Annotated in this window: 22 protein-coding genes and 4 tRNA genes; 19 read left to right on the top strand and 7 right to left on the bottom strand. The window is 63.2% G+C overall.

Features of this window, described 5'->3' with window-relative positions:
- Positions 1-34 precede the first annotated feature (34 nt).
- Positions 35-108 (bottom strand) — tRNA-Arg (locus C1H84_RS01600).
- A 160-nt stretch (positions 109-268) separates the two neighbouring features.
- Between C1H84_RS01600 and C1H84_RS01595 the strand changes: the two genes are divergently transcribed.
- The 3 genes from C1H84_RS01595 to ettA all read left to right on the top strand — a co-directional run bounded on the left by C1H84_RS01595 (position 269) and on the right by ettA (position 3,465).
- Positions 269-1,123, top strand: coding sequence for a CPBP family intramembrane glutamic endopeptidase (locus tag C1H84_RS01595; protein WP_146955819.1), 855 nt, complete (start codon positions 269-271; stop codon positions 1,121-1,123).
- A 72-nt stretch (positions 1,124-1,195) separates the two neighbouring features.
- Positions 1,196-1,669, top strand: coding sequence for a single-stranded DNA-binding protein (locus C1H84_RS01590; protein WP_160309084.1), 474 nt, complete (start codon positions 1,196-1,198; stop codon positions 1,667-1,669).
- A 113-nt stretch (positions 1,670-1,782) separates the two neighbouring features.
- Complete coding sequence (gene ettA / locus C1H84_RS01585; RefSeq protein ID WP_053798281.1) at positions 1,783-3,465, top strand: energy-dependent translational throttle protein EttA; 1,683 nt, start codon at positions 1,783-1,785, stop codon at positions 3,463-3,465.
- Positions 3,466-3,540: 75 nt separating this feature from the next.
- Here the strand turns inward: ettA and C1H84_RS01580 are convergent, their stop codons facing one another.
- Positions 3,541-4,044: a flavin reductase family protein gene (locus tag C1H84_RS01580; protein ID WP_053798280.1), complete on the bottom strand. Its 504-nt coding sequence runs from the start codon at positions 4,042-4,044 to the stop codon at positions 3,541-3,543.
- A gap of 138 nt (positions 4,045-4,182) precedes the next feature.
- Here C1H84_RS01580 and soxR point away from each other — a divergent pair, with 138 nt between their 5' ends.
- Positions 4,183-4,686, top strand: a complete 504-nt coding sequence (gene soxR, locus C1H84_RS01575; protein WP_244910781.1) for a redox-sensitive transcriptional activator SoxR — start codon at positions 4,183-4,185, stop codon at positions 4,684-4,686.
- A gap of 21 nt (positions 4,687-4,707) precedes the next feature.
- On the opposite strand, the gene C1H84_RS01570 is transcribed toward soxR, so the two are convergent.
- Positions 4,708-5,595 carry an acyl-CoA thioesterase gene (locus C1H84_RS01570; RefSeq protein ID WP_425323552.1) on the bottom strand — a complete coding sequence of 296 codons (888 nt, stop codon included), beginning with the start codon at positions 5,593-5,595 and terminating at the stop codon, positions 4,708-4,710.
- 174 nt (positions 5,596-5,769) lie between these two features.
- On the opposite strand from C1H84_RS01570, the gene C1H84_RS01565 reads away from it, so the two are divergent.
- Positions 5,770-6,429, top strand: coding sequence for a DUF8185 domain-containing protein (locus C1H84_RS01565; protein ID WP_113606371.1), 660 nt, complete (start codon positions 5,770-5,772; stop codon positions 6,427-6,429).
- A gap of 80 nt (positions 6,430-6,509) precedes the next feature.
- Here the strand turns inward: C1H84_RS01565 and C1H84_RS01560 are convergent, their stop codons facing one another.
- The 3 genes from C1H84_RS01560 to pepN all read right to left on the bottom strand — a co-directional run bounded on the left by C1H84_RS01560 (position 6,510) and on the right by pepN (position 10,139).
- On the bottom strand, positions 6,510-7,016 hold the full coding sequence (locus tag C1H84_RS01560) for a globin (protein ID WP_082123915.1): 507 nt from the start codon (positions 7,014-7,016) through the stop codon (positions 6,510-6,512).
- The gene (locus C1H84_RS01555) at positions 7,013-7,510 is read right to left on the bottom strand and encodes an OsmC family protein (protein ID WP_047119311.1); all 498 of its coding nucleotides are present in this window, start codon (positions 7,508-7,510) and stop codon (positions 7,013-7,015) included. Before C1H84_RS01555 ends, C1H84_RS01560 begins: the two co-directional genes overlap by 4 nt.
- A gap of 82 nt (positions 7,511-7,592) precedes the next feature.
- Positions 7,593-10,139 carry an aminopeptidase N gene (gene pepN, locus C1H84_RS01550; protein ID WP_113606370.1) on the bottom strand — a complete coding sequence of 849 codons (2,547 nt, stop codon included), beginning with the start codon at positions 10,137-10,139 and terminating at the stop codon, positions 7,593-7,595.
- Positions 10,140-10,424: 285 nt separating this feature from the next.
- On the opposite strand from pepN, the gene C1H84_RS01545 reads away from it, so the two are divergent.
- The 11 genes from C1H84_RS01545 (at position 10,425) to C1H84_RS01495 (ending at position 19,582) form a co-directional block, all read left to right on the top strand.
- On the top strand, positions 10,425-10,898 hold the full coding sequence (locus tag C1H84_RS01545; protein WP_047119309.1) for a ribose-5-phosphate isomerase: 474 nt from the start codon (positions 10,425-10,427) through the stop codon (positions 10,896-10,898).
- Positions 10,899-10,900: 2 nt separating this feature from the next.
- Complete coding sequence (locus C1H84_RS01540; protein WP_113606369.1) at positions 10,901-11,869, top strand: Fpg/Nei family DNA glycosylase; 969 nt, start codon at positions 10,901-10,903, stop codon at positions 11,867-11,869.
- 185 nt (positions 11,870-12,054) lie between these two features.
- A tRNA-Gly gene (locus C1H84_RS01535) sits at positions 12,055-12,128 on the top strand.
- Positions 12,129-13,029: 901 nt separating this feature from the next.
- Positions 13,030-13,104 (top strand) — tRNA-Pro (locus C1H84_RS01530).
- Positions 13,105-13,262: 158 nt separating this feature from the next.
- Positions 13,263-13,337: transfer RNA gene (locus C1H84_RS01525), tRNA-Pro, on the top strand.
- An 86-nt stretch (positions 13,338-13,423) separates the two neighbouring features.
- The gene (tig, locus tag C1H84_RS01520; protein ID WP_047119307.1) at positions 13,424-14,767 is read left to right on the top strand and encodes a trigger factor; all 1,344 of its coding nucleotides are present in this window, start codon (positions 13,424-13,426) and stop codon (positions 14,765-14,767) included.
- A 254-nt stretch (positions 14,768-15,021) separates the two neighbouring features.
- Entirely contained in the window at positions 15,022-15,615 is a 594-nt protein-coding gene (locus C1H84_RS01515) for an ATP-dependent Clp protease proteolytic subunit (protein ID WP_047120760.1), read from the top strand.
- 50 nt (positions 15,616-15,665) lie between these two features.
- A complete protein-coding gene (locus C1H84_RS01510; RefSeq protein WP_047119306.1) occupies positions 15,666-16,325 on the top strand; it encodes an ATP-dependent Clp protease proteolytic subunit in 660 nt (219 codons plus the stop codon).
- Between the two features lie 166 nt (positions 16,326-16,491).
- On the top strand, positions 16,492-17,784 hold the full coding sequence (gene clpX, locus C1H84_RS01505; protein WP_047119305.1) for an ATP-dependent Clp protease ATP-binding subunit ClpX: 1,293 nt from the start codon (positions 16,492-16,494) through the stop codon (positions 17,782-17,784).
- Positions 17,785-17,843: 59 nt separating this feature from the next.
- Positions 17,844-18,452 carry a mycothiol-dependent nitroreductase Rv2466c family protein gene (locus C1H84_RS01500; protein ID WP_113606368.1) on the top strand — a complete coding sequence of 203 codons (609 nt, stop codon included), beginning with the start codon at positions 17,844-17,846 and terminating at the stop codon, positions 18,450-18,452.
- A 164-nt stretch (positions 18,453-18,616) separates the two neighbouring features.
- Positions 18,617-19,582 (top strand): hypothetical protein, encoded by a 966-nt coding sequence (locus tag C1H84_RS01495; protein WP_113606367.1) that lies wholly within the window; start codon positions 18,617-18,619, stop codon positions 19,580-19,582.
- Positions 19,583-19,652: 70 nt separating this feature from the next.
- On the opposite strand, the gene valS is transcribed toward C1H84_RS01495, so the two are convergent.
- Positions 19,653-22,271, bottom strand: coding sequence for a valine--tRNA ligase (valS, locus tag C1H84_RS01490; protein WP_047119302.1), 2,619 nt, complete (start codon positions 22,269-22,271; stop codon positions 19,653-19,655).
- Between the two features lie 143 nt (positions 22,272-22,414).
- Here valS and C1H84_RS01485 point away from each other — a divergent pair, with 143 nt between their 5' ends.
- The 3 genes from C1H84_RS01485 to C1H84_RS01475 are packed head-to-tail and all read left to right on the top strand — an operon-like array spanning position 22,415 to position 24,397.
- Positions 22,415-22,924, top strand: a complete 510-nt coding sequence (locus tag C1H84_RS01485) for a methyltransferase family protein (protein ID WP_113606366.1) — start codon at positions 22,415-22,417, stop codon at positions 22,922-22,924.
- A 58-nt stretch (positions 22,925-22,982) separates the two neighbouring features.
- Positions 22,983-23,573, top strand: coding sequence for a gamma-glutamylcyclotransferase family protein (locus C1H84_RS01480; RefSeq protein WP_113606365.1), 591 nt, complete (start codon positions 22,983-22,985; stop codon positions 23,571-23,573).
- 56 nt (positions 23,574-23,629) lie between these two features.
- Positions 23,630-24,397 (top strand): SDR family oxidoreductase, encoded by a 768-nt coding sequence (locus tag C1H84_RS01475; protein ID WP_047119299.1) that lies wholly within the window; start codon positions 23,630-23,632, stop codon positions 24,395-24,397.
- Positions 24,398-24,405: the final 8 nt, after the last annotated feature.

Genomic DNA, 24,405 nt, shown 5'->3' with positions numbered 1-24,405 from the left:
CTGTTTGACCAAGTGAACGGCGGTTCCTGTTTTGCGCCCCCGGCGGGATTCGAACCCACGACCTAGAGATTAGAAGGCTCTTGCTCTATCCAGCTGAGCTACGGAGGCAGAACCCAAAATAGTTTAGCCTATGGTTCGCATGGAACGCGATTCGAAACGGATAGGGTGGGATTGGCAGTGGTTTTACAGTTGCTGATTAGGCGAGGTTAACGTGCAGCGATGGAAAATCGGGAGAGTTCAAGGAACTGTGCTGTTCTGTCTCTTGAGCATGATTCTTGCGTGGATCGTCGCCATGCCGCTATGGCTTGGCGGGGGACTTGCCCATCCATCATTCAGGTGGATCGCGCTGGCGATGATGATCACTCCGAGCATTGCGGCTGTTATCGTAGCGTCCCTCGAAGGGAAGCTCGGTAAATTTTTTGAGCACGTCGGCATGTGGCCAGTGCGCCGTCCTTGGCGGTTCATCACCGCCATGCTGCTCGGAATACTGATTCCGGTGTTCTTGATCCTCCAGGCGGTCTTCGTCGGGTCCTGGCTCGGCGTCTTTCCCGGGGATCTGCAGAACTTCACGATCTTGAAAATCGTTTCAGGCGAGGATGGTATCGGCCACTACCTCGCAGATCAGGGTGGTTTGATCCTTGTTGCGGGACTGATGAACCTGCTTCCTGCTCTGGGTGAAGAAGTCGGTTGGCGTGGCTGGTTGTGGCCCCGCCTGCAGCCGATGGGCCAACTTCCCGCCATTCTGATTTCCGGAATCGTGTGGGGAATTTGGCATGCACCACTAATCCTTCTCGGCTACAACTACCCGTTGGCCGACGGAGCATGGGGCGTAGTGTCCATGTGTGGAATGTGCGTTGTGGTGGGCGCATTCTTCGCCTGGTTGCGGACCTTCTCCCAGTCGGTCTGGCCTGCCGCCCTCGCCCACGCGATCTTCAACGCCAGTGCGGGACTCGTATCGCTATTCATGGTGATAGGCGTAATCCTTGATACGCAAAAGGCCTCGATCCTCGGATGGTCCGGGTGGATCCTTCCTGCAATTCTGATTGCTGTCATGCTGTCCGTCCGCGCCTTCGGCGAACCGGCAACACCGCGATTATCCACAGATCGTCCGATTCGGTCCTGAATAAAAGGAGCATGGCTGAACATGGAGTGGAAGCCGGCATTCGCTGGTTCCACGTTCAAAGGAGAACAGGCCATGACCGATTTGATGACCATCCGGGGGATTGTCGGTACGGAACCGCAATTGAGCATTACCCCGAAGGGACTCGCGGTACTCAAGTTCCGTGTTGCGACTCATGAACGCAAACGCGACGGCGAAACCGGGCAGTGGGTCGATGGCGCAACCAGCTGGTTTTCCATCTCGGCATTTCGCGCCCTGGCAGAAAACGCGATGGAGTCGATTGCCCAAGGAGACCATTTGGTGATCTTCGGAAAACTGCAGATTCGACAGTTTGACCGGCCCGACGGCACCCGGGGGATGAGCGCCGACCTCGAGGCATATTCGCTGGGCCATGATCTCAGGTTCGGCACGTCGCTATTCACCAAGGTTCGCAGTGACGGCGGCGAAGCCGAACGCGTGACGCACACCTCGGCCGCGGGGAATTCTCGATCTTCGGACGAAGTGCGGGGAGAGAACATGTGGGCCAGCGAGGACACCGACGCGGCCTGAAACCCGCAAAACCTTCGGTGCCCGGGCGGACTTTGTGAATCCGGGCACCGTGAGAGGAAGATTCTGCCCCATGGATTGGGTTTTGGAGCCTGCGACAGACTAGCCTTAAGGGTATGGCGGAATTCATTTATACGATGACCAAGGCTCGCAAGGCCGTTGGTGACAAAGTCATTCTTGACGATGTCAGCATGTCGTTCTATCCGGGCGCCAAAATTGGTGTCGTGGGCCCTAACGGTGCTGGTAAGTCAACAATCCTGAAGATCATGGCGGGGATTGATACCCCGTCGAACGGTGAGGCTCGACTCTCACCAGGCTACTCGGTCGGCATCCTCCTGCAGGAACCGCCGCTGAACGAAGAAAAGACTGTCCTGGGCAACGTCCAGGAAGGCGTTGGCGAGATCTACGAAAAGATCCAGCGCTTCAACGAAATCTCCGAAGAAATGGCCCAAGACGGCGCCGACTTCGATGCCCTGCTGGAAGAGATGGGCAAGCTGCAGGAAGCGATTGACGCTGCCGACGCTTGGGACATCGACAACCAGCTTGAACAGGCCATGGATGCCCTGCGCTGCCCGCCGGGCGACGAAATGGTCACCCACCTCTCCGGTGGTGAGCGCCGTCGTGTAGCACTGTGCAAGCTGCTTCTGCAGAAGCCGGACCTGCTGCTGCTCGATGAGCCCACCAACCACTTGGACGCCGAGTCGGTCCTGTGGCTGGAGCAGCACCTGTCGGCCTACCCGGGCGCCGTACTGGCCGTGACCCACGACCGTTACTTCCTCGATCACGTCGCCGAATGGATCTGTGAAGTCGACCGCGGTCGTCTGCACCCATACGAGGGCAACTACTCCACCTACCTGGAGAAGAAGCGCGAACGCATGGAGGTCCAGGGCAAGAAGGACCAGAAGCTGGCAAAGCGCCTGGCCGAGGAACTCGAATGGGTTCGCTCCAATGCCAAGGGACGCCAGACCAAGTCCAAGGCCCGTCTGGCACGTTACGAGGAAATGGCAGCCGAAGCCGAGCGCACCCGCAAGCTTGACTTCGAAGAGATCCAGATCCCGCCAGGCCCGCGCCTGGGCCAGGTAGTTATCGAGGCCACGGACCTGAAGAAGGGCTTCGGCGACCGCGTCCTCATCGACGGCCTATCGTTCTCGCTGCCGCGCAACGGCATCGTTGGCGTTATCGGTCCGAACGGTGTCGGTAAGTCGACCTTGTTCAAGACCATCGTGGGCATGGAGCAGCTGGACGGCGGCAACCTGAAGGTCGGCGAAACCGTCAAGATCTCCTACGTTGACCAGAACCGCGAAAACATCGATCCGAACAAGAGCCTGTGGGAAGTTGTTTCGGACGGACTGGACTACATCCAGGTCGGCCAGGTCGAAATGCCTTCGCGCGCCTATGTTTCGGCGTTCGGCTTCAAGGGCCCGGACCAGCAGAAGAAGGCAGGTGTGCTCTCCGGTGGTGAGCGCAACCGCCTGAACCTGGCACTGACCCTCAAGCAGGGCGGCAACCTGTTGCTGCTCGATGAGCCTACCAACGACCTCGACGTTGAAACGCTGTCCTCGCTGGAAAACGCGCTTCTGGAGTTCCCGGGCTGTGCAGTGGTCGTCTCCCACGACCGTTGGTTCCTGGACCGCGTGGCCACCCACATCCTGGCCTACGAGGGCACCGAAGAGAACCCGTCGAACTGGTACTGGTTCGAGGGCAACTTCGAGTCCTACGAAGCCAACAAGATTGAGCGCCTGGGCCCGGATGCAGCGAAGCCGCACCGCGTCACCCACCGCCGCTTGACCCGCGACTAAAGATTCCGGGTAAGGGAAAAGCCGCCACGAAAGTGGCGGCTTTTTTCGTACCCCGGCGCGGGCTCCTGTGAGCGCCTAGGTGTTTGGCGAGGCGGCCATGAGCCCGGACAGCCGGAGGTACTGGCGGTCTTGGTGGAGCAGGTGCTGCTGGTGGGTGCCGTGCAGGATCTCGTGGACCTCGGCGGCGATCAGCCGGGAACCGCCGATGCTGATCGAGGAGTGGAGGCTCGCGCGAAGCGCCACCGGAGCATGCGGGAAATACGGTTCACCGGTGGGCAGGAACTGGAATCCCTGTTCCTCGGTGAAGCGGGGAGCTCCCGGCTTGGCAAAGTTCGTTGCCAGTTCGTGATGGTCTTCGCCCAGCAGGTGGATCATGAAGCTCGATGCGGACAAGACCGCTCCTGCGGCTCCGGACTCCTTGGTCAGGGAAAAGGACACAGCGACGGGTTCAATGGACAGCGAGGCCAGCGATGACACCGTCAGGCCGTAGGGAATGCCGTCGACCGTTGCGGTGATGAGCGCGACGCCGGCGGGGTGATGACGGAATGCGGTACGGAAATCATCAGACAAAGTCGACATATTCACTGATCCTTCTGCTGGGCTGTATGGGGCAGTCCAGTGTTGGTCAGGGCCGATGCTGGCCCTGAATCTAAACCATCTATACGCCCCACACTAAGACTTCAAGTAAACTTGAGGTCAAGCGGAGGTGTGGTGATCATGGACACAATGAGCGGCGAAGAGCTGCCTCGCGAGATGCCCGGGCAGGAACTGCTGAGCATCGGCTCGGTGAGCGAGCGAACCGGGGTCGCCCGTTCGGCCCTGCACTATTACGAAGACGTGGGACTCATTGCGTCGCTTCGGTCGGCGGGCAACCAGCGCCGGTATCCGCGGCACATGTTGCGGCGTATCTCGCTGATCACCGTTGGCAGCAAGCTGGGTATTCCGTTGAGTGACATCAAACGTGCGCTTGAACCGGTGCCGATGAGCACCATGCCCTCCGAAGCCGACTGGCTGCGGGCGACAGCCGAATGGAAACGGGTCCTGGAAGCACGCCGAAGGGCCATCGAGGAACTCGAAGACCGCTTGATGGGCTGCATCGGCTGCGGCTGCCTCTCAATGCAGGCCTGCACGTTGCTGAACCCGGACGACGCGCTGGCCCAGGAAGGCTCGGGCGCGCGCCGCCTGGAAGCCGCCGACGACGAGGACTTGCGCCCAACCTGACCCGGCCCGCCGCTGGGCTCGCTACAGCGAGTCCTCCGGCAGCCTGACCATTCCTTCCTGAGCCACCGTCGCCACGAGCGTTCCCTCTCGGTTGAAGAACTGCCCGGTCCCCAGCCCGCGGGCCGATGAGGCCGACGGCGAATGCAAGACGTACAGCAGCCATTCATCGGCGCGGAAATCCCGGTGCCACCACATTGCATGGTCCAGGCTTGCGACGCTCAAGCCCGGGTGGACCCAAGTCTTGCCGTGGGCGCGGAGCACCGGTTCCAGCAGCATGTAGTCGCTGGCGTAGGCCAAGGCGGCGCGATGCAGCGCCGGGTCGTCGGGCAGCTTGGCGGTGGTGCGCAGCCAGACGACGGCCTCGGGGGACTTCTCGAACTTGTGCGGAAGGTAGATGGCGTCGGTGACATGCCGGACGTCGAACGGCCTCTGGTAGGCCCACTCGCGGGCCACCGGGTGGTCGATGTGCCCGATCAGCTCGGCCGTGGTCGGCAGCGTCTCGGGGTCCGGGGCCGAGATCGGCAGCGGATCGTAGTGCTCGATGCCCTGGGCCGGTTCCTGGAACGAGGTGATCATCGACAGAATCGGCTCGCCGTTCTGGTAGGCGTGCACACGCCGTGCCGAGAACGAGCGTCCGTCGCGCAGGCGCTGGACGCCGAAGGTGATGTTCTGGGTGGGGTCCCCGGGGCGCAGGAAATAGCCGTGAAGCGAATGCACAGCGCGGCTGGGTTCGACCGTGCGCGTTGCCGCGACGACGGACTGCGCCAGCACCTGGCCGCCGAAGACGCGCCCCAAGGTGTGCGACGGCGTATGTCCGACGAAGATGTCCTCGTCGGTTCGCGCATGGTCATCGCCATCCAGATTGAGCAGATCCAGCAGCATTTGTGTTGTGCCTAGTTCTTCGGACACGATCTCGACTCCTTCAGGTACATAATGCGGAGGAAGGGCAACGCCGTGTACCGCAAAGTAACATGACGTCTTCCATCCACAGTCTCATCGTCCAACTATACGTTTCATGGCAGTTCATGACGCCATTAGCGGAAGCTGGGATTTGCCGAACGTGAGTCGTGAGACCATGAATGCATGGCAAGCAGCGCATTAGTTTTTGACGACAATACCTCCGTGGCGGATCTGGCGAACTTCATCAGCCGCGCCAAAACTGTGGAAGACGATGCGGCGCTGCTCATGGCCCGGGGTGCCGCGCTGGCAGTCTACGTCCCGGTACTGGTTCCCGCAGACCTGGGCCAGGGCGAATACACGATCCTCGCCATGCGGGTGCACCGGTTGGCCCAGCCGGCGGAGCTGACGCGCAGCTACTCCCTGGCTTCGATGCAGGACCGCCTGGCCCGCATGACGGACGGCTCCGTCGAGTTCTCACTTCCTCCGGTGCAGGAGAACCCCCGCTGGGCCGGGATCTCGGTACCGGTTTCGGGATGGATCGATAGCGGCGCCATCGCCGACGACGTGCTGCGCAGCGCGGCCCAAACGGGTATCGATGCCGTGGCCAAGGCCCTTCCCGAGAATCCCGGAAAGCCAGTGGTCGCCCAGATCCGCCAGCGGATCTGGTCATCGCCGATTGCCGGTGCCGAGCACGAGCTTCCCATGGGGGCAGCCTTCGCGATGCAGGCCCTGGGATTCCTGGCACCGGGAAGCGAAAGCCGGGTCTTCCGCAACGGGAGCTGGGTGCGGATCAGCAACGGCCGCGGGCACGTGGTGCTGCGCAGGTCCTCGCTGCTGGGCTAGGCGGCAGCGCGGGGCGTTAAGCGAACCATGGGCTGGAACTCCTTCGGGGGAGTTCCAGCCCATTCGCTCTCTGCGGCAGGCTACATGGTGTCCGGGGTGTTCTGCAGCGAGTGCGCGGCGCGCTCGAAGTAGTCGCGCAGCGTCTCGGCCTGGAGCATCGGAAGCTCGAGCTGGTCGATGGCCTTGTTCATGTGCCCCAGCCAGACGTCGCGGTAGTGCGAGTTGATCGGGTAGTTGTGGTGGCGCATGCGCAGGCGCGGGTGGCCTCGATGCTCGGAGAAGGTCGTGGGGCCGCCCCAGTACTGCTCCAGGAACAACTGCAGGCGCACCTGGGCCGGGTGCAGGTCTTGCTCGGGGTACATCCGGCGGAAGTCCTCGTCCTCGGCCACGGAGGCGTAGAAGTTCTTGGTCAGCTGGGCGAAAACCGGTCGGCCGCCGACTTCCTCGTAGAAGGTTCCTGCGTACTGCGAGATATCCACCGGCTCCTGCGCCAGGTCGAGGAATTCCTGCGAGGATTTCCCCATCACCAATGGGTTGCTCATGGGGTCGCGTCGGGCGACCTGCGGAAGGAACTGTGGTTCGCTCATTGGCTAAGTCCTCGGGTATCTGTCGGTTGGAAGGTGACTGGCTCGTGCAGGACCGGGAAATTCACGGACCGCGCGATAAAACAAACCTTGTTGGCCTCGTGGTGCAGCGAGTCGGCCAGTTCTCGCTGGGACTCGTCGGCGAGTTCCACGCGGGGATGCAGCACCACCTGGGTGAATTCTCCGCTGTTGTCGCGGTTCAGGCGTAGGGTGCCGGTTGACTGGTCGCTGTAGCCGGTGACCACGACGCCGTGGGTCACCGCCACATGCAGGTAGGAGAGCATGTGGCATTGGGTCAGCGCCGCCAGCAGCAGCTGCTCGGGATTCCACCGGTCCTTGTCGCCATGGAAAGTGGGGTCGGCGGTCCCGGGAAGATCGGGCAGGCCCGGCGCCCGGACGATGTGGTCCCGGCCGTAGCTGCGGTATCCCTCGGTGCCGGACCCGCGGTTGCCGGTCCAGTCGATGCTCACCTGGTATCGGTGCTGCGAGAGGTCCATGACCCCATTCTCCCACCCTTTAAACGAAACGTGGTGTGCCTTCACGCACACGGCGCGTGGCACACCACGGGATCGTTATGGGCTAGGCCTGCGCGTCAGCGGCGCGGGCGGCCAAGGCGCGCTCCACGTCTGCCTTGGACTCCACCAGCAGTCGGCGCATGGCCGGGTGCTTCTGGCCGAGCGAGGCCAGGAAGCTGTCGGTCTGCGCCAGCGTCTGCTCGGAGACGTTCGAGCCGGGGTAGAAGCCCAGCACGATCTGCTTGGCCATTTCATGGGAGAAAGACTCCCACGTGGTGACCAGCAGGTCGAAGTACTGCTGCGCATATCCGGAAATCAGCTCGGAGTCGTGGGTGGTGTTGAAGCCTGCGATGACCGCGCTCTGCTGGTCGTTGGACAAATCCCCGCTGGTTGCGGCCGCGAACGCGGCGGCCTTGGCTTCCGCAGTGGGGCGCGCGGCGCGGGCGGTGTGCCAGGAGGCCTTGCCCTTGGCGGTGTCGTCGGCGGCGAGCACCGCGTCCAGCCCCGCGTCGTCCATGCGGCCGCCGGCGGACAGCGCGATGGCCAGCGCCCAGCGCAGATCGGTATCGACGGCTAGCCCGTCGAGCGCGGTGGAGCCGTCGAACAGCGCCTGCACCGTATCCAGCTGCGCGGCGGTGCGCGAGCGGTGGGCGAAGGCCTTGGCGAACTGCAGCTGCGCGTCGGATCCGGCTTCGGCCTCGGTGGCCAGCTCCCACAGCCGGTCGGCGGCGTGGATGCCGAGCTCCTGGCTGTGCTCTGCGGCCACGAAGGAATCCAGCGAGGTGTTCAGCTGGCGCAGCAGCACCATGATCACCGTCGAATCGACCTCGTGGCCGATGTTGTTCAGCAGCAGCTGGACGTAGGTGCGGGCCGGGGACTCCGCTTCGCGGACCGCATCCCAGGCGGCGGACCAAACCAGCGTGCGCGGCAGCGACTGCGCGAAGTCCTTCAGGTGCTCGGTCGCGGTGGCCAGCGAACGCTCGTCCAGGCGGATCTTGGTGTAGGTCAGGTCGTCGTCGTTCAGCAGCACCAGATCCGGGCGCGCCAGGCCGACCAGCGCCGGCACCTCGGTGAGCTCGCCGTCGATGTCCAGCTCCTCGAGGTGCACACGCTGCAACTTGCCCCCGGCGTCCAGCGAGTAGAAGCCCACGGCCAGGCGATGCTGGCGCAGGGTCGGGTAGTCCGCGGCGGCGCTCTGGTGGATGGCGAAGTCGGTGATCACGCCGTTCTCATCCTCGGAGATCTGGGCGGTCAAGGTGTTCACGCCGGCGGTCTCCAGCCAGGATCCGCCCCAGTGGCTCAGGTCGCGGCCGCTGGCCGCTTCCAGCTCGCGCAGCAGGTCGGGCAGCTCGGTATTGCCCCAGGCATGCTTCGCAAAGTACTCGCGCACGCCGGCCATGAACTCCTCCTGGCCCACGAAGGCCACCAGCTGGCGGAGCACCGAGGCGCCCTTGGCGTAGGTGATGCCGTCGAAGTTGACCTCGACGTCTTCCAGGTCGTTGATCGGGGCCACGATCGGGTGGGTGGAGGGCAGCTGGTCCTGGCGGTAGGCCCAGTTCTTCTCCAGTGTGTTGAAGGTGGTCCAGGCGCTGGTGAACTCGGTGTTCTGCGCGGCGGCCAGCGTGGACATGAACTCGGCGAAGGATTCATTGAGCCACAGGTCGTTCCACCATTTCATGGTGACCAGGTCGCCGAACCACATGTGGGCCAGCTCGTGCAGGATGGTGATGGCGCGGCGTTCAACCATGGCGCCGGTGGGCCGGGAGCGGAAGACGTACTCTTCCAGGAAGGTCACCGCGCCCGCGTTCTCCATCGCTCCGGCGTTGAACTCAGGCACGAACAGCTGGTCGTACTTTTCGAACGGGTACGGGGTACCGAAGTTCTTCTCGTAGAATTCGAAGCCCTGGCGGGTGATGGTCACGATGTTCGCGACATCCAGGTACTCCATCAGCGAAGCGCGGGCGAACACGCCGAGTTCCACGGTGCGGCCGCTGGAGGAGACCAGCGAGTCGCGGGCCACCTGGTAGGGGCCGGCGATCAGCGCGGTGATGTAGCAGGAGATGCGCTGGGTCGGCGCGAAGTCCCAGGTTGAGGCCTCGCCCTTCTCAACCGGTTGCGGGGTCGGGGCGTTGGAGACGACGTTCCAGTACTTCGGCGCGGTCACCGAGAACTGGAAGGTGGCCTTCAAATCCGGCTGCTCGAAAACGGCGAACATGCGGCGGCAGTCGGCGACCTCGAACTGGGTGTAGAGGTAGACCTCCTGATCCACCGGGTCCACGAAGCGGTGCAGGCCTTCGCCGGTGTTCATGTACAACGCATCCGCGTCGATCACCAGGACGTTCTCAGCGGCCAGATTCGGCAACTGGATGCGGATGCCGTCGGCCACCTCGGCCGGGTCCAGCTCGACGCCGTTCAGGTTCACCGAACGCACGGTGTCGGTCACGGCGTCGATGAAGCTCGCGGCTCCCGGGGTCGCGGTGAATCGCACGGTGGTCTGCGAGGTGAACACGCGCTCGCCGCGGGTCAGGTCGAGATTCACCTCGTAGGACTCGACGTTGATCACGCTGGCGCGTTCGGCGGCCTCGGCGCGCGTGAGGTTCATTCCTGGCATGGGGGCTCCAATTTCTCGTGAGGCATCACCTCACCCGAAGTTCTGAAATGGATATTGAATATCTATGCCTATTGTGTCACCCGCCACCCGCCCCTCCGCAACCCCCGGGCCGGGGGAATCCGTATATTTCGCGTGTTTTTTCGGCGTCACCATTCTTAGTTCCCCGAATCGGGCGGTGACTTCACACAATTACCCGGAGCGCGACGCAATGCCTGCGGCGCGCGTGTTGGTCGCTAAGCTAGAAAAGACAGCAACAACCGTCCACAATGAATGAGGCTCCACACGATGCGCGTGCATATCGCCACCGACCATGCCGGTCTTGAACTCAGCGACTACCTGGTCAAGCACCTGACCGCCAAGGGCTACGAGATGGTCAACCATGGACCGAAGGCCTATGACGCGGAAGACGACTACCCGGCCTTCTGCATCAACGCGGCCAAGGCAGTGGTCGCCGACCAGCGTGCCGGCGTCGAAGCGCTGGGCATCGTACTGGGCGGTTCGGGCAACGGCGAGCAGATCGCCGCCAACAAGGTCGAGGGCATCCGCGCCGCACTGGCCTGGAACCTGGACACCGCCAAGCTGGCCCGCGAGCACAACGACGCCAACGTGATCGCCGTGGGCGGCCGCCAGCACACTGTGGAGGAAGCCGCCGAACTGATCGAGGCATTCCTGGCCGAGCCGTTCAGCGAAGCCGAGCGCCACGTTCGCCGCATCGGCAAGATCGCGACCTATGAAACCACCGGCGAGGTCATCGACTAGCCGTGCCCGAAGGACACTCCCTTCACCGTCTGGCCCGCCAATTCGACGACGTATTCGGCGGCCAGACGGTCCACGTTTCTTCCCCGCAGGGCCGCTTCGCCGTCGACGCGCAGCGCATCGACGGGTGCGAACTTGAATACGCGTTCGCCAAGGGCAAGCAGCTGTTCTGCCATTTCTCCAACGACCTGTACCTGCGGGTGCACCTGGGTCTCTACGGAGCCTTCAGCTTCGGTGGAGACAGCTACTTCACCGGCGCGTCATCCATCGGCGCCCCGCGGAAGATCGGTGAACGCGAAACCGCTTCGCCGCAGGACGCGGGGGAGTACTCCGGTCCGCCGGCTCCCGTGGGCGCCGTGCGCGCACGCATCGTGTCCGAGCACGGCTGGGCGGACTTGCGCGGCCCAACAGCCTGCGAGGTGCTGGACCACGAACAGGTGCAGGCCCAGTTGGCCAAATTGGGGCCGGACCCGTTAGTCGGTGCCGCCGTCAGGTTCCGGGCGGCCAAGGGCCAGGCGGATGCCGCCGAGGCGGACGCACGGCTGGATGAGGCCTACGCGCTATTCCGCGCGAACCTGTTGCGCACCAAGTCGCCGATCGGCATCGTGCTGATGAACCAAAACCTCATCAGCGGCGTCGGAAATATCTACCGCGCGGAAACGCTGTTCCGCAACCGGATTTCTCCCGATCTTCCGGCCAACGAGCTTTCGACCCGGGCCGCCAAGAAACTGTGGAACGACATCGTGGCGACGATGGAGGACGGCGTGCGCGACGGGAAGATCATCACGACCCGCCCCGAAGACCGTGATTCCGAAGGACTTCTCTGGCCGGATAATGCCTACTACGTTTACCAGCGCCAGGGGATGGGATGCAGGAAATGCACCGCGACGATCTCCCTCGCTGAGGTCGCCGCCAGGAAACTGTACTGGTGCCCCAAATGCCAGCGCCTGCCGCGCAAGCGCGCCGGTAAATAAGCATGCGCTGCGCCGGGAATTCGGATTTATTCTTTTAAATTCAAATTCCCGGCGTGTACTGTCTTTTCTGGGTGGCGCTCCGTGCTAGGCGAATGCACCCAAGTCGGAGACTGGTTTCCCGATTTGCAATGCCCAAGTTTTATGGTCTAGACTAGAACTTGTTCGAAGCGAAGTAGCTTCGAAATGGGGATGTAGCTTAATGGTAAAGCCTTAGTCTTCCAAACTAATGACGCGAGTTCGATTCTCGTCATCCCCTCCAGAGAAACCCCGCTCCGGCGGGGTTTTCGTTTATCCGGTAAGTGTCGCCCGTTGCTGGCCCTCGCTGGAATCCGAATCGCTGGCCATCTGCCTTCCCAGGACTTTCGCGGTAGGGCATCGGATTTCTGCGCTGGAACCCACGCGCATTGATTCGGCCTGACCGGCAAGGGGACTTCGATCTTGCCTGGCATCGAGAAAACCTGCGTCGCCCGCAAAATCTGGCCGAGGGCGATGATGATGCCAGGGTCGCGTGCCCAGAAATCCGATTCCGCGAGCAGCACGATGTCATGCCACGAGAAGTACGGCACTGCAAGATGCATGCTGCCTGGTCCGCTGGCAGTGAACTGCACCGGAACGCGGACCCAGTGGCCGCAGGGCGTCATGGGAGAGTCCGCGGCGGTGGCTGGCGCTTGGGCTGCCGCCTGTTGGGTTCAAGGGGGAAGGCTTGCGAATGCGGGAAGACCCGATGTTCGCGGAGCCGCTGGCGCCGGGAACGGCCCCAGCCGCTGAGGTGTGCCGGTCAACTTTCCTGCGCTGGTTCCCGTTGTTTCCAGCCCCTACGCCCCGACGGGAAGTTTTAGCGTCGAGAATTCCTCGCCTTTTCGCCCGTTGATGCGTCGATGGCTACGGCTTATGGTGTCGCCCTCCCGGGGCTCGCGAATAATAAATCTCCTGTTACTCAACTCACGTCGGGGTGGAATATGCGTCAAAATCGAAGGTAATTCTCGGAAAATCCCCGGAAACACGCGGTTTCCCGGCGGTACTGGGAGAGGGATCCTGATTTTGCATTTACCCCGAACCCGTGTATCTTTATTTCTTGTGGTCAGGCGCGGATAAACAAATCCAAACCTGAATTCACAAAGAGTTGGTTCAAGTGAGAAGCGATTTTCACAAGAATTCAACGGGGTGTAGCTCAGCTTGGCTAGAGCGCGCGCTTTGGGAGCGTGAGGTCGCAGGTTCGAATCCTGTCACCCCGACTCATGAACTAAGGATTCCGGTCTGAATGTACATGAAACTTGAGAGCTAAATATTATTTAGATCTTGTGATCTTCGGATGCTAGTGAAATAGACCCGAACTGCATCACAAACGATTAGTGGATACAGGAAAACGTCGGTTAGACTGATCACTGCTAATCGGGGTGTAGCTCAGCTTGGCTAGAGCGCGCGCTTTGGGAGCGTGAGGTCGCAGGTTCGAATCCTGTCACCCCGACTCTGTCGAACAACCCCGCAACGCCACCATGTTGCGGGGTTTTTTGCAGATTAGACCTAATTATTACAACTCAGGAGTACAACGCTGTGAAGAGCGCCGTCGAAAACGTCAACCCGACCCGGGTTAAGCTGACCGTTGAAGTTCCTTACGCAGAGCTGAAGCCCCGCGTCGATGAGGCGTACAAGACTATCGCTCAGCAGATCCAGATCCCAGGCTTCCGCAAGGGCAAGGTTCCTTCCCGCCTGATCGATCAGCGCGTTGGCCGGGGCTACGTCATCGAGACCGCGGTGAACGAGGGTCTGAACGAGTACTACCAGGCCGCCATGGTCGAGAACGAGCTCACCCCGCTGTCGCGCCCAGAGGTCGACATCACCGAGCTGCCTTCGATCGAGAAGGAAGGCGAAGGCCAGCTGGTCTTCACCCTGGAAGTTGACATCCGCCCGACTGTCGAGCTGCCTGACTACAAGGGCATCGAGGTTTCCGTTGAGGCCAAGGAAGTTTCCGACGAGGACATCGAGAAGGCTCTTGACGACCTGCGCGGCCGCTTCGGCACCCTGAAGGACGTCGAGGCTCCAGCAGCTGCCGATTCCTTCGTCACCATCGACCTGACCGCTTCGGTCGAGGGCGAAGAGGTCGACTCGGCTCAGGGCCTGTCCTACCAGATCGGCTCGGGCAACATGCTTGAGGGCATGGACGAGGCCATCACCGGCCTGTCCGCTGGCGAAGACGCAACCTTCGAGACCGAGCTGGCTGGCGGCGAGTACGCCGGCAAGCCTGCCACCGTCAAGGTTGTCGTGACCGCTGTGAAGCAGCGCGAACTGCCAGAAGCCAACGATGATTTCGCGCAGCTGGCTTCCGAGTTCGACACCATCGCCGAGCTGCGCGAGGACCTGAGCAAGTCCGCCGCCGAAGGCAAGATCGTCGAGCAGGGCGTTGAGGCCCGCGAGCTGGTCCTGGACAAGCTGCTGGAACTGGTTGAGGTTCCGGTGCCTGAGTCGGTTATCAACGAGCAGATCGAGCAGCACTTCGACCAGCCGAACGCCGAGGACGACCACGACACCGAAGAGCACCGTGCGGAAGTTCGCGAGAACACCGAGCGTGCCTTCAAGAACGAAATCATCCTGGACGCAGTTGCCAACGCCGAAGAGGTTGGCGTGGAGCAGTCCGAGCTGATCGACTACATCGTGCAGACCGCAGGCCAGTACGGCATGGAGCCGAACCAGTTCGCTCAGATGCTGGACGGCGCAGGCCAGGTTCCAATGCTGCTGGGCGAGGTTCGCCGCCGCAAGGCACTGGCAAAGGTCCTGGAGTACGCAACGGTCACCGACTCGAACGGTGCAGCTGTGGATCTGAGCTCCTTCGTGAAGCCAGCTGGCGAGGACGAAGCAGCAGAGGCTGAGGCCGAGTCCGAGGCAACCGAAGCCAAGTAGTCTTCACCCAAATCATTGATGGCCGTCGGCCAGCATGTGCAAACACGCTGGTTGACGGCCATTTTTGTTCGCTTCAGGCGTGCAGCATGCGCCGTGAGCGAAACAGGGGCATGAATCGCCCCATCGAGGACTTGAAGTAAGTAATCTGCAAGTAAACCAGTTGCAGCTTTGGGATTCGGACTTTGGATCCCAGAATCTGATCTACACGTTTGGAAGAGGTAGAGAACATGTCAAATGATTCGCGCACTCCCACCATGGCCACCGTTGACCCGGCAGGCCGTGAGGATTACATTTACAACCGCCTCCTCAAGGAGCGCATCATCTGGCTGGGCTCCGAGGTCCGCGACGACAATGCGAACGCCATCTGCTCGCAGCTGCTGCTGCTCTCGGCGGAGGACCCTGAGAAGGACATCTACCTGTACATCAACTCGCCAGGCGGCTCCATCACCGCGGGCATGGCGATCTACGACACCATGCAGTACATCCCGAACGACGTGGTGACCGTGGCCACCGGCCTGGCGGCCTCCATGGGCCAGTTCCTGCTGTCCTCCGGCACCCCGGGCAAGCGCTTCGCCACCCCGAACGCCCGCATCCTGATGCACCAGCCATCGGGCGGCATCGGCGGCACTGCCTCGGACATCAAGATCCAGGCTGAGCTGATCATGCACATGAAGAAGGTCATGAGCGAGCTGACCGCCGAGCAGACCGGCCAGACCGTGGAGCAGATCCTCATCGACAACCAGCGCGACAAGTGGTTCACCGCCGAGGACGGGCTGGCCTACGGCTTCTTCGACAAGATCGCCAAGCACGCCGGTTCCGTCACCGGTGGCGGCGGAGTCGAATCCTAAGCGCCGCACCCACTTGCTTGAATCACACAGACTTGTCCTAGGAGAACACCATGCACTTCAATCCTGAAGCCACCAGCGGCCAGATGCCTTCGGCCCGCTACATCCTGCCGCAGTTCGAAGAGCGTACCCCATACGGCTTCAAGCGCCAGGACCCGTACGCCAAGCTGTTCGAAGACCGCATCATCTTCCTCGGCGCCCAGGTCGACGACGCCTCCGCGGATGACGTGATGGCCCAGCTGCTCGTCCTGGAATCGATGGACCCGGAGCGCGATGTCACCCTGTACATCAACTCCCCGGGCGGTTCGTTCACCGCGATGACCGCGATCTACGACACCATCCAGTTCATCCGCCCAGAGGTGCAGACCGTCTGCCTCGGCCAGGCCGCCTCGGCCGCGGCCGTGCTGCTGGCCGCCGGCACCCCGGGCAAGCGCCTGGCCCTGCCGAACGCCCGCGTGCTGATCCACCAGCCTGCCATGGGCGGCGGGGAGCGCGGCACCGCGACCGACCTGCAGATCCAGGCCGAAGAAGTCATGCGCATGCGCTCCTGGCTGGAGACCACCATCGCATCGCACTCGGGCCAGACCGTGGAGAAGGTCCGCGACGATGTGGAGCGCGACCTGTTCATGACGGCAGAAGAAGCGAAGGCCTACGGCATCGTGGACGAGGTCCTGACCCCGCGCAAGATCAACCGCGCGATGCTGGGGCACTAGTCCGAGCCGGGAATAATTGTTGAATACTGGCGGTTTACCTGAAATGTGGCTTTCACTCGAAAATGACTCATGACAGGTAAGCCGCCTTGTTCAGCTATTTCGGGGACTACCTAGCCTAGAATTAAGTAAGTCCAAAGCTACTGAAGGCAAATGGGAGAATGGTGCGATGGGACGTATGAGCGAGGGCTCGGACCTGTTGAAGTGCTCTTTCTGCGGAAAGAGTCAAAAGCAGGTTAAGAAGCTGATTGCCGGGCACGGCGTCTACATCTGCACCGAGTGCATTGAGTTGTGCAATGAGATCATTGCCGAAGAATTTGCCGAAGAGCAAGTCAATGAGGAATTCTCCCTGCCCAAGCCGCGTGAGATCTTCGATTCGCTGCAGGAATACGTGATCGGCCAGGAGAATGCCAAGCGCGCCCTCTCCGTCGCCGTATACAACCACTACAAGCGGATCCATGGCAACCAGGAGCCTGCTCCGGTAGCCGCCCTGACCAACGACGACCCGCTGGGCGACGTCGAGGTCTCGAAGTCCAACATCATGCTCATCGGCCCTACCGGTTGCGGCAAGACCTACCTCGCCCAGTCGCTGGCCAAGAAGCTTAACGTGCCGTTCGCCGTCGCCGACGCCACCAGCCTGACCGAGGCCGGATATGTGGGCGAAGACGTCGAGAACATCCTGCTCAAGCTCATCCAGGCCGCGGACTACGACGTCAAGAAGGCCGAAACCGGCATCATCTACATCGACGAAATCGACAAGATCTCCCGCAAGAGCGAGAACCCGTCGATTACCCGCGACGTCTCGGGCGAGGGCGTGCAGCAGGCCCTGCTGAAGATCCTCGAAGGCACGGTCGCAGCGGTACCGCCGCAGGGCGGGCGCAAGCATCCGCACCAGGATTTCCTGCAGCTGGACACCACCAACATCCTGTTCATCGTCGCCGGCGCCTTCGCGGGCCTGGAAGAGATCATCTCCTCGCGAGCAGGTCGCAAGGGCATCGGCTTCGGCGCCCCGTTGACCGCGCTGAAGTCCGAGGTGGCCTCGTACTCCGACGTGCGGCCGGAAGACCTGCTGAAATTCGGCCTGATTCCGGAGTTTATCGGCCGCCTGCCGGTCATCACCACCGTCGAGCACCTCGACCGCGATGCGCTGGTGCGCGTGCTGACCGAGCCGAAGAACGCACTGGTCAAGCAGTACCAGAAGATGTTCCAGATGGACGGGGTGCAGCTGAGCTTCGAACAGCCGGCACTCGACGCCATCGCGGAACTGGCCATCGAACGCGAGACCGGAGCGCGCGGCCTGCGCGCCATCCTGGAAGAAACCCTGGCCGGGATCATGTTCGACCTGCCGAGCCGCGAGGACGTCGCCGAGGTCGTTGTGACCCGCGAAACCGTCATGGACGGCGCCGAACCAACCCTGCTGTCGCACGCAGTGGTGGCCAAGCGCAACAAGAAGTCCGCATAGTTCAGCCCATCATCAGCCTGCCGGGTTCCGGCAGTTCACCCTAGGAAAGTTGGTAGTTCATGGCTTCGCGTCAGCATGTCGATTTCTGGTTTGACCCAATCTGCCCGTTCGCCTGGGCGACGAGCCGCTGGATCAAGGAAGTCGAAAAGGTCCGCGACATCGAGGTTTTCTGGAATGTCATGAGTCTCTCGGTGCTGAACGAAGGACGCGACCTGCCTGCCGACTACCGCGCGAAGATGGACGACTCGTGGGGCCCGGTCCGGGTCATCATGAAGGCCGCGCAGGAGCACGGCGACCAGGTCAAGGACCAGCTCTACACCGCCATGGGCGAGCTCTTCCACTACGAGAACCTGACCGACCGCGACGAAGTCATTGCGAAGGCACTGCAGCAGACTGGCCTGCCGGCCGAGCTCGCTGCAGCAGCCCGCACCGATCAGAACGACGACGCGCTGCGCGCCAGCCATGAAGTCGGCATCAGCAAGGTCGGCCAGGACGTTGGAACCCCGATCGTCGCCGTCGACGGGGTTGCCTTCTTCGGACCTGTCATCACCCGGGTTCCGAAGGGCGAAGAAGCCGGCAAGATGTTCGACGCGGCCGCCCAGTTGGCCGCCTTCCCGTACTTCTTCGAACTCAAGCGCTCGCGCACCGAAAGCCCGGTGTTCGACTAATTTATGCAGCTGATTCAGGGACGTTCTGCTACGGAACGTCCCTGAAGCATTTAACCCGTCCGATCCATACCGATCACACAGGCAATGCCCGACGCGAAAACACAGAGGATTGCTAAGGTGGTGTAGTCAGGGCCGATTTTGGCCGGCTCCAGGAAGGACAAACCGTGCCTGAAACAATTTTCCGCTGGCGATCCGTCGCCGCGAGCGTAGTCTTGATCATCGGCCTGGTGCTCGCGCCGATCTCAATCGCCGGCTTGTGGGCGACCAAGTACGTGACCAACACCGACGGTTTCACCCAGACTCTGGCGCCGCTGGGCAAGAATCCGCAGCTGCAGGAGAATGTCTCCGGACAGATCTCCCAAGCGATTTCCAACCAGCTGCAGCTTGAAGAACGCATTGATTCGCTGACCGGCGACGGGTTCATCTTGAAGCTGGTGCCCAGCGGCCAGATCGCCGAAAAGGTGGACGGCATCGTCGGCGGCGCCGTGCACAACCTGGTGCAATCCAATCAGTTCGCCTCGTTGTGGGAATCCACCCTGCGCGCAAGCCATGCGAAAGCCGTGGCGATCCTCTCCGGCAACAGCGCCTCCGTGGCCCTTGACGACGCGGGCGCCCTGACCTTCCAGCTCAGCGACGTGCTCGGCGAAGTAGTGTCCTCGCTGACGAACCTGGGCATCCCGGGGCTCGGCGCGGTGACGAATCTCGAGTGGGATGTGCAGATCATCCAAAGCGACGCGCTGCCGGCCGTGCAGCGGGCCTACACGCTCATCGAAACCTACGGGCCCTGGCTGGTCTACGTTTCCGCGGGCTTGCTTATCGCCGCGGTCATCCTCAATCCGCGCTACGTGACCCGCGCGCTGATCGGCCTGGGGCTGGTGACCGGAGTCAGCGCCCTGGCCATAGCGACCCTGATTGCCGACTACACGGGGGAGCACCTGTTCTCGAATCTCGACCCCGCGGTCGCCGACCTGATCTACCACCAGGCCACCGGGTCGCTGACCGGCGCCCTGACCACAGTTGCAGTGGTTGCGGGAATCCTGGGCGCGGCCTCCTGGCCGATCTCCACGATCCTGCGCCGGCGGCAGGGGACGCAGCGGGAGCAAGTCAGCCGGACCCTGGCCGGACAGTAGCAGCAGGCAAAACAAACGGCGGGCCGCCAGGGAAAAATTCCTGGCGGCCCGCCGTTTATTCTTACGGAGCCTAGGCTTCTTCGACCGGCGCCAACTCGACGTTGGCGACGGTCAGTTCACCGTCGGCCTCCACGAGGGTCAGCTCGCGGGCGTTGGCCGCGGACTTCAGGTCCTCGAAGCCTGCGCGCAGCTGAGCGATCTGTGCAGCCGGAGCATGCACCTCGCCGGAGAGCACCTCGGTGCGCTGCTTGACCTTCGCGTCCGACTTGGCCTTGCGGATGCCTGACAGGGCGGTGCCCACCAGCGGCAGCACCTCTGCGTCCGCATCGGCAATCGCCGCGGCCAGGTGGCCGGTGGTCGGCCACTGGGCCTGGTGCACCGAACCGGCACGCCACCAGCCCCAGACCTCTTCGGTCGCGAACGGCAGGAACGGGGCGAACAAACGCAGCACCGAATCCAAGGTGGTGGCCAAGGTGGCCAGCACGCTGGCCTGCTGCGCTTCGCCGTGTCCGCCGTAGGCGCGGTCCTTGACCAGTTCCACGTAGTCGTCGGTGAACGACCAGAAGAAGGACTCGGTGATGTCCAGGGCACGGGCGTAGTCGTAGTTCTCGAACGCACGCTGGGCGTCGCCGATCACCGTCGACAGGCGGGTCAGCAGCGAGTGGTCCAGGCCGTTGATGACCACGGAGGCGTCATCGGTCAGCACGTTGGCCTCGGTGGCGCCCAGGTTCAGCACGAACTTCGACGCGTTCAGGATCTTGATGGCCAGGCGGCGGCCGATCTTCATCTGGTTGATCTCATACGCGGTGTCCGCGCCGAGCTTCGCGCTGGCGGCCCAGTAGCGGACGGCGTCCGCGCCGAACTTGTCCAGCACGTCGTTCGGGACCACCACATTGCCCTTGGACTTGGACATCTTCTTGCGGTCCGGATCCAGGATCCAGCCGGAGATCGCGGCGTGCTTCCACGGGATGTCGCCGTGCAGCGCATCGGCGCGGACCGCGGTGGAGAACAGCCAGGTGCGGATGATGTCGTGGCCCTGCGGGCGCAGGTCGAACGGGTAGACCTTCGAGAAGAACTCGTCGTCGCGGCCCCAGCGGCCGACAATCTGCGGGGTCAGCGAGCTGGTGGCCCAGGTGTCCAGCACGTCGGCGTCGCCGATGAAGCCATTGGCCTGACCGCGCTGCGCCTCGGTGTAGCCTGCCGGGGCGTCGGCGGCCGGGTCGACCGGCAGCTGCGAGACCTCGGGCAGGATCGGGGCGTCGTAGTTCGGCTCGCCGTGCTCGTCGACCGGGTACCAGACCGGCACCGGCACGCCGAAGAAGCGCTGGCGGGAGACCAGCCAGTCGCCGTTCAGGCCGGAAACCCAGTTCTCGTAGCGCGAGCGCATGAAGGACGGGTGGAAGTCGATCTGCTGGCCGCGCTCGATCATGCGGGCGCGGCGGTCCTCGTCGCGGCCGCCGTTGCGGATGTACCACTGGCGCGAGGTGACGATTTCCAGGGGCTTGTCGCCCTTTTCGAAGAAGTTCACCGGGCGGGAGATCTTCTTCGGCTCGCCGTCCAGCAGGCCCGCCTCGGTCAGCAGCTCGACCATGGCCTCCTTGGCGGAGAACGAGGTCTTGCCGGCGATCTTGGCGTAGGTTTCCTTGCCTGCCTCGGAGGTGATCCATTCCGGGGTGTCGGCCAGGATGCGGCCGTCGCGGCCGATGATCGGACGGGTCGGCAGCTGCAGCTCGCGCCACCAGGTCACGTCGGTCAAGTCGCCGAAGGTGCAGACCATCGCGATGCCCGAACCCTTGTCGGCCTGGGCCAGCGGGTGCGGGTAGACGGTGACCGGAACGCCGAACAGCGGAGAGGTGACGGTCTTGCCGAACAGGTGCTGGTAGCGCTCGTCATCAGGGTGCGCGACCAGGCCGGCGCAGGCCGCCAGCAGCTCGGGGCGGGTGGTCTCGATGAAGACCTGCTCGCCGGACTCGGTGGTGAACCCGTAGCGGTAGTAGGCGCCGGGCATCTCGCGGTCCTCGAGCTCGGCCTGGGCCACTGCGGTGCGGAAGGTGACGTCCCACAGGGTCGGGGCCTCGGCCATGTAGGCGTCGCCCTTGGCCAGGTTCTCCAGGAAGCCGCGCTGCGACACCGCACGCGAGTTGTCATCGATGGTGCGGTAGGTCATGCGCCAGTCAACGGACAGGCCCAGGGTGGTGAACAGCTGCTCGAAGACCTTCTCGTCCTCGACGGCCAGCTCTTCGCAGATCTCGATGAAGTTCTTGCGGCCGATGACATCCCAGTCGCGCTGGTTCTTCGCCGGCTTCTCCGGCGGGCGGTAGCCCTCGATGTACGGCTTGGTCGGGTCGCAGCGGACGCCGAAGTAGTTCTGCACGCGGCGCTCGGTCGGCAAGCCGTTATCGTCCCAACCCATCGGGTAGAACACGTTCTTGCCGTTCATGCGCTGGTAGCGGGCCAGCACGTCGGTCTGCGTGTAGGAGAACATGTGTCCTACGTGCAGCGAACCGGACGCGGTCGGCGGGGGAGTGTCGATGGAGTAGACGGCCTCGCGGGTCGTGTCCTCGTTGAAGTGATAGGTGCCCTCGGTGCGCCACCGGGACGAGAGACGTTCTTCCAAGCCTTCCAAAGCCGGCTTGTCAGGAACGGAAACCGTTGCGGGCGTGTCTGTGCCCAAGTTTTCTTCTGCCATGGCTTCATTCTTTCACGTTTTATCCGGGCCGCGCTCATCCGTGTCCATGGTTTGCCCCACGTCGGACGGGCGAGGGGCGGGAACCGACAAGCTTGCCTGCATGCCCATAGGCAGCGCCGCGCGCACGGCGTACCATCGGTTCCATGAGCGAGCATCGCGCCCCCGTGATTCCGCCGCCGGTCGTTGTTGCCGCCGCCCTCGCGGCCCAGCGCCGGTTGGCCGGTCGACGCCGTGGCGGCCCGGTGTCCACCACGGCCGCCGGGGTGCTGCTGGCCGCCAGCGCTGGCATTTCGGTGTGGGCGGATCTCGGGTTCGGCGCCGCCAAGACCTCCATCAACCCCCTGCATCCCGAGAAGAGCAGCACGCTGGTCGTCTCCGGCGCGAATTCCATCAGCCGCAACCCGATGTATCTGGGTATGGTGGGCGCGGTGACAGCCCATGCGCTGTGGCGTGGTTCGGCGCGTGCACTGCTACCGGCGCTGGGCCTGGCACTCTGGCTGGACCGCTTGCAGATCCCCGCCGAGGAGGAAGCGCTGCAGGCCACCTTCGGCCAGGCCTATGCGGACTACACGAACCGCGTCCCGCGCTGGATCCAGCTGCCTTCCACCCTCATCTGGCTGGCCAGCCGCGACCGGTTGCGCACCGCCGGCTGAATCCCGTACCGGCCGCAAGCCGCGTGATTCGGGTGTCCGCGGATCATATGATGTGGGTATGGCACCTTTCACCGGCCTGTCTGGGCACGAACTGTTCATCTTCGGCTACGGATCGCTTGTCTCATCCGCTTCGGTTTCACGCACGCTCCGGCGCGAGATCCAGCAGCAGCACATGCCGCTGGCACTGCTGCACGGCTTCGCGCGCGACTGGGAAATCAGGGTGCCCATCGTCTTCGACGACGGCCACGCCTGCAACGGCCAATTCCTGGACATCAGCCCGCAGCCCGATGCGACAGTCAACGGCGTGCTGATCCCGGTCACCGAAGGGGAACTGGAGATGCTCAGCCGCCGCGAGGCGCAATACGACGCCGTCGAGGTCGGCGCCCGGATCCAGCCGGCCCTGGCACCCGGTGCCAAGGTCCTCGCCTTCCAGGGCCGCCACGAATTCCGCCGGGACACCCCGCAGGTGGCCAGCTACCGTCCCTACAGCTACCGATCCCTGGTCGAAACAGCCGTGCTCAGCCGCGGGGAGGACTTCCTGGCCCAGTTCCATGCCATGACGAAACCCGCAACGGTCAACGAGTACCAGGGCGGCTACCGTTTCGCCGATCCTGCCCAGGAACTCGCCGCCCGGCCGCTGGCCGGCTGAGGAAAGAAAAATTCACGGCTTACCTCGGGTTCGGCGCGAAGTTCTAAACTAAACCCATGACTATTTGGGAAAACACCTCGTCCAACCGTTCGGCCGTCGTCACCGGGGCATCCTCCGGCATCGGGCAGGCCACCGTCCGCGCACTGCGTGCGCAGGGATGGACAGTCTTCGCCGTGGCCCGCCGCGCGGAACGCCTGGAAGCGCTCGCCCAGGAAACCGGCGCCATCGCCATTCCCGCAGACGTCAGCAACCAGACCGACGTCGACTCGCTGGCTCTGGCCGTGGCCGAGCACGGGGGAGCTGACACCCTAATCAACGTGGCCGGCGGCGCCCGCGGCACCGACTACTGGGCCGACGCGGTGGACGAGGACTGGGAGTTCATGCTGCAGTCAAATGTCATGGGAACCATGCGGCTGACCCGCGCCCTGCTGCCCTCGCTGCGCAAGGTGCACGGCACCGTCCTGAACCTGACCTCCACCGCAGCCCTGGCCAGCTATGAAGGCGGCAGCGGCTACAACGCGGCCAAGGCCGCGCAGAGCGCCATGACCCAGGCCCTGCGCCTGGAGGAGGTGGAGCACGGCATCCGCGTCATCGAGGTGCTTCCCGGCCTGGTGCAGACCGAGGAATTCTCGCTGCGCCGGCTGGGCAACCAGCAGGCGGCGGACAACGTCTATGCAGGGGTCGAACAGCCGCTCACCGCCGACGACGTGGCCGAGGTGATCCGCTACGCGGTCAGCGCCCCGGCCCACGTGAACCTGGACCAGATCGTCATCCGTCCGCAGGCCCAGGCCGCCAACCACAAGCTGATCCGCACGGGCAACTAGCAGCCCGC

Source organism: Glutamicibacter soli, from assembly GCF_003309065.1.
GTDB classification, from domain to species: domain Bacteria; phylum Actinomycetota; class Actinomycetes; order Actinomycetales; family Micrococcaceae; genus Glutamicibacter; species Glutamicibacter soli.
Note: the sequence above shows the minus strand (reverse complement) of the source record. Positions and strands in the feature narration are given on the sequence as shown.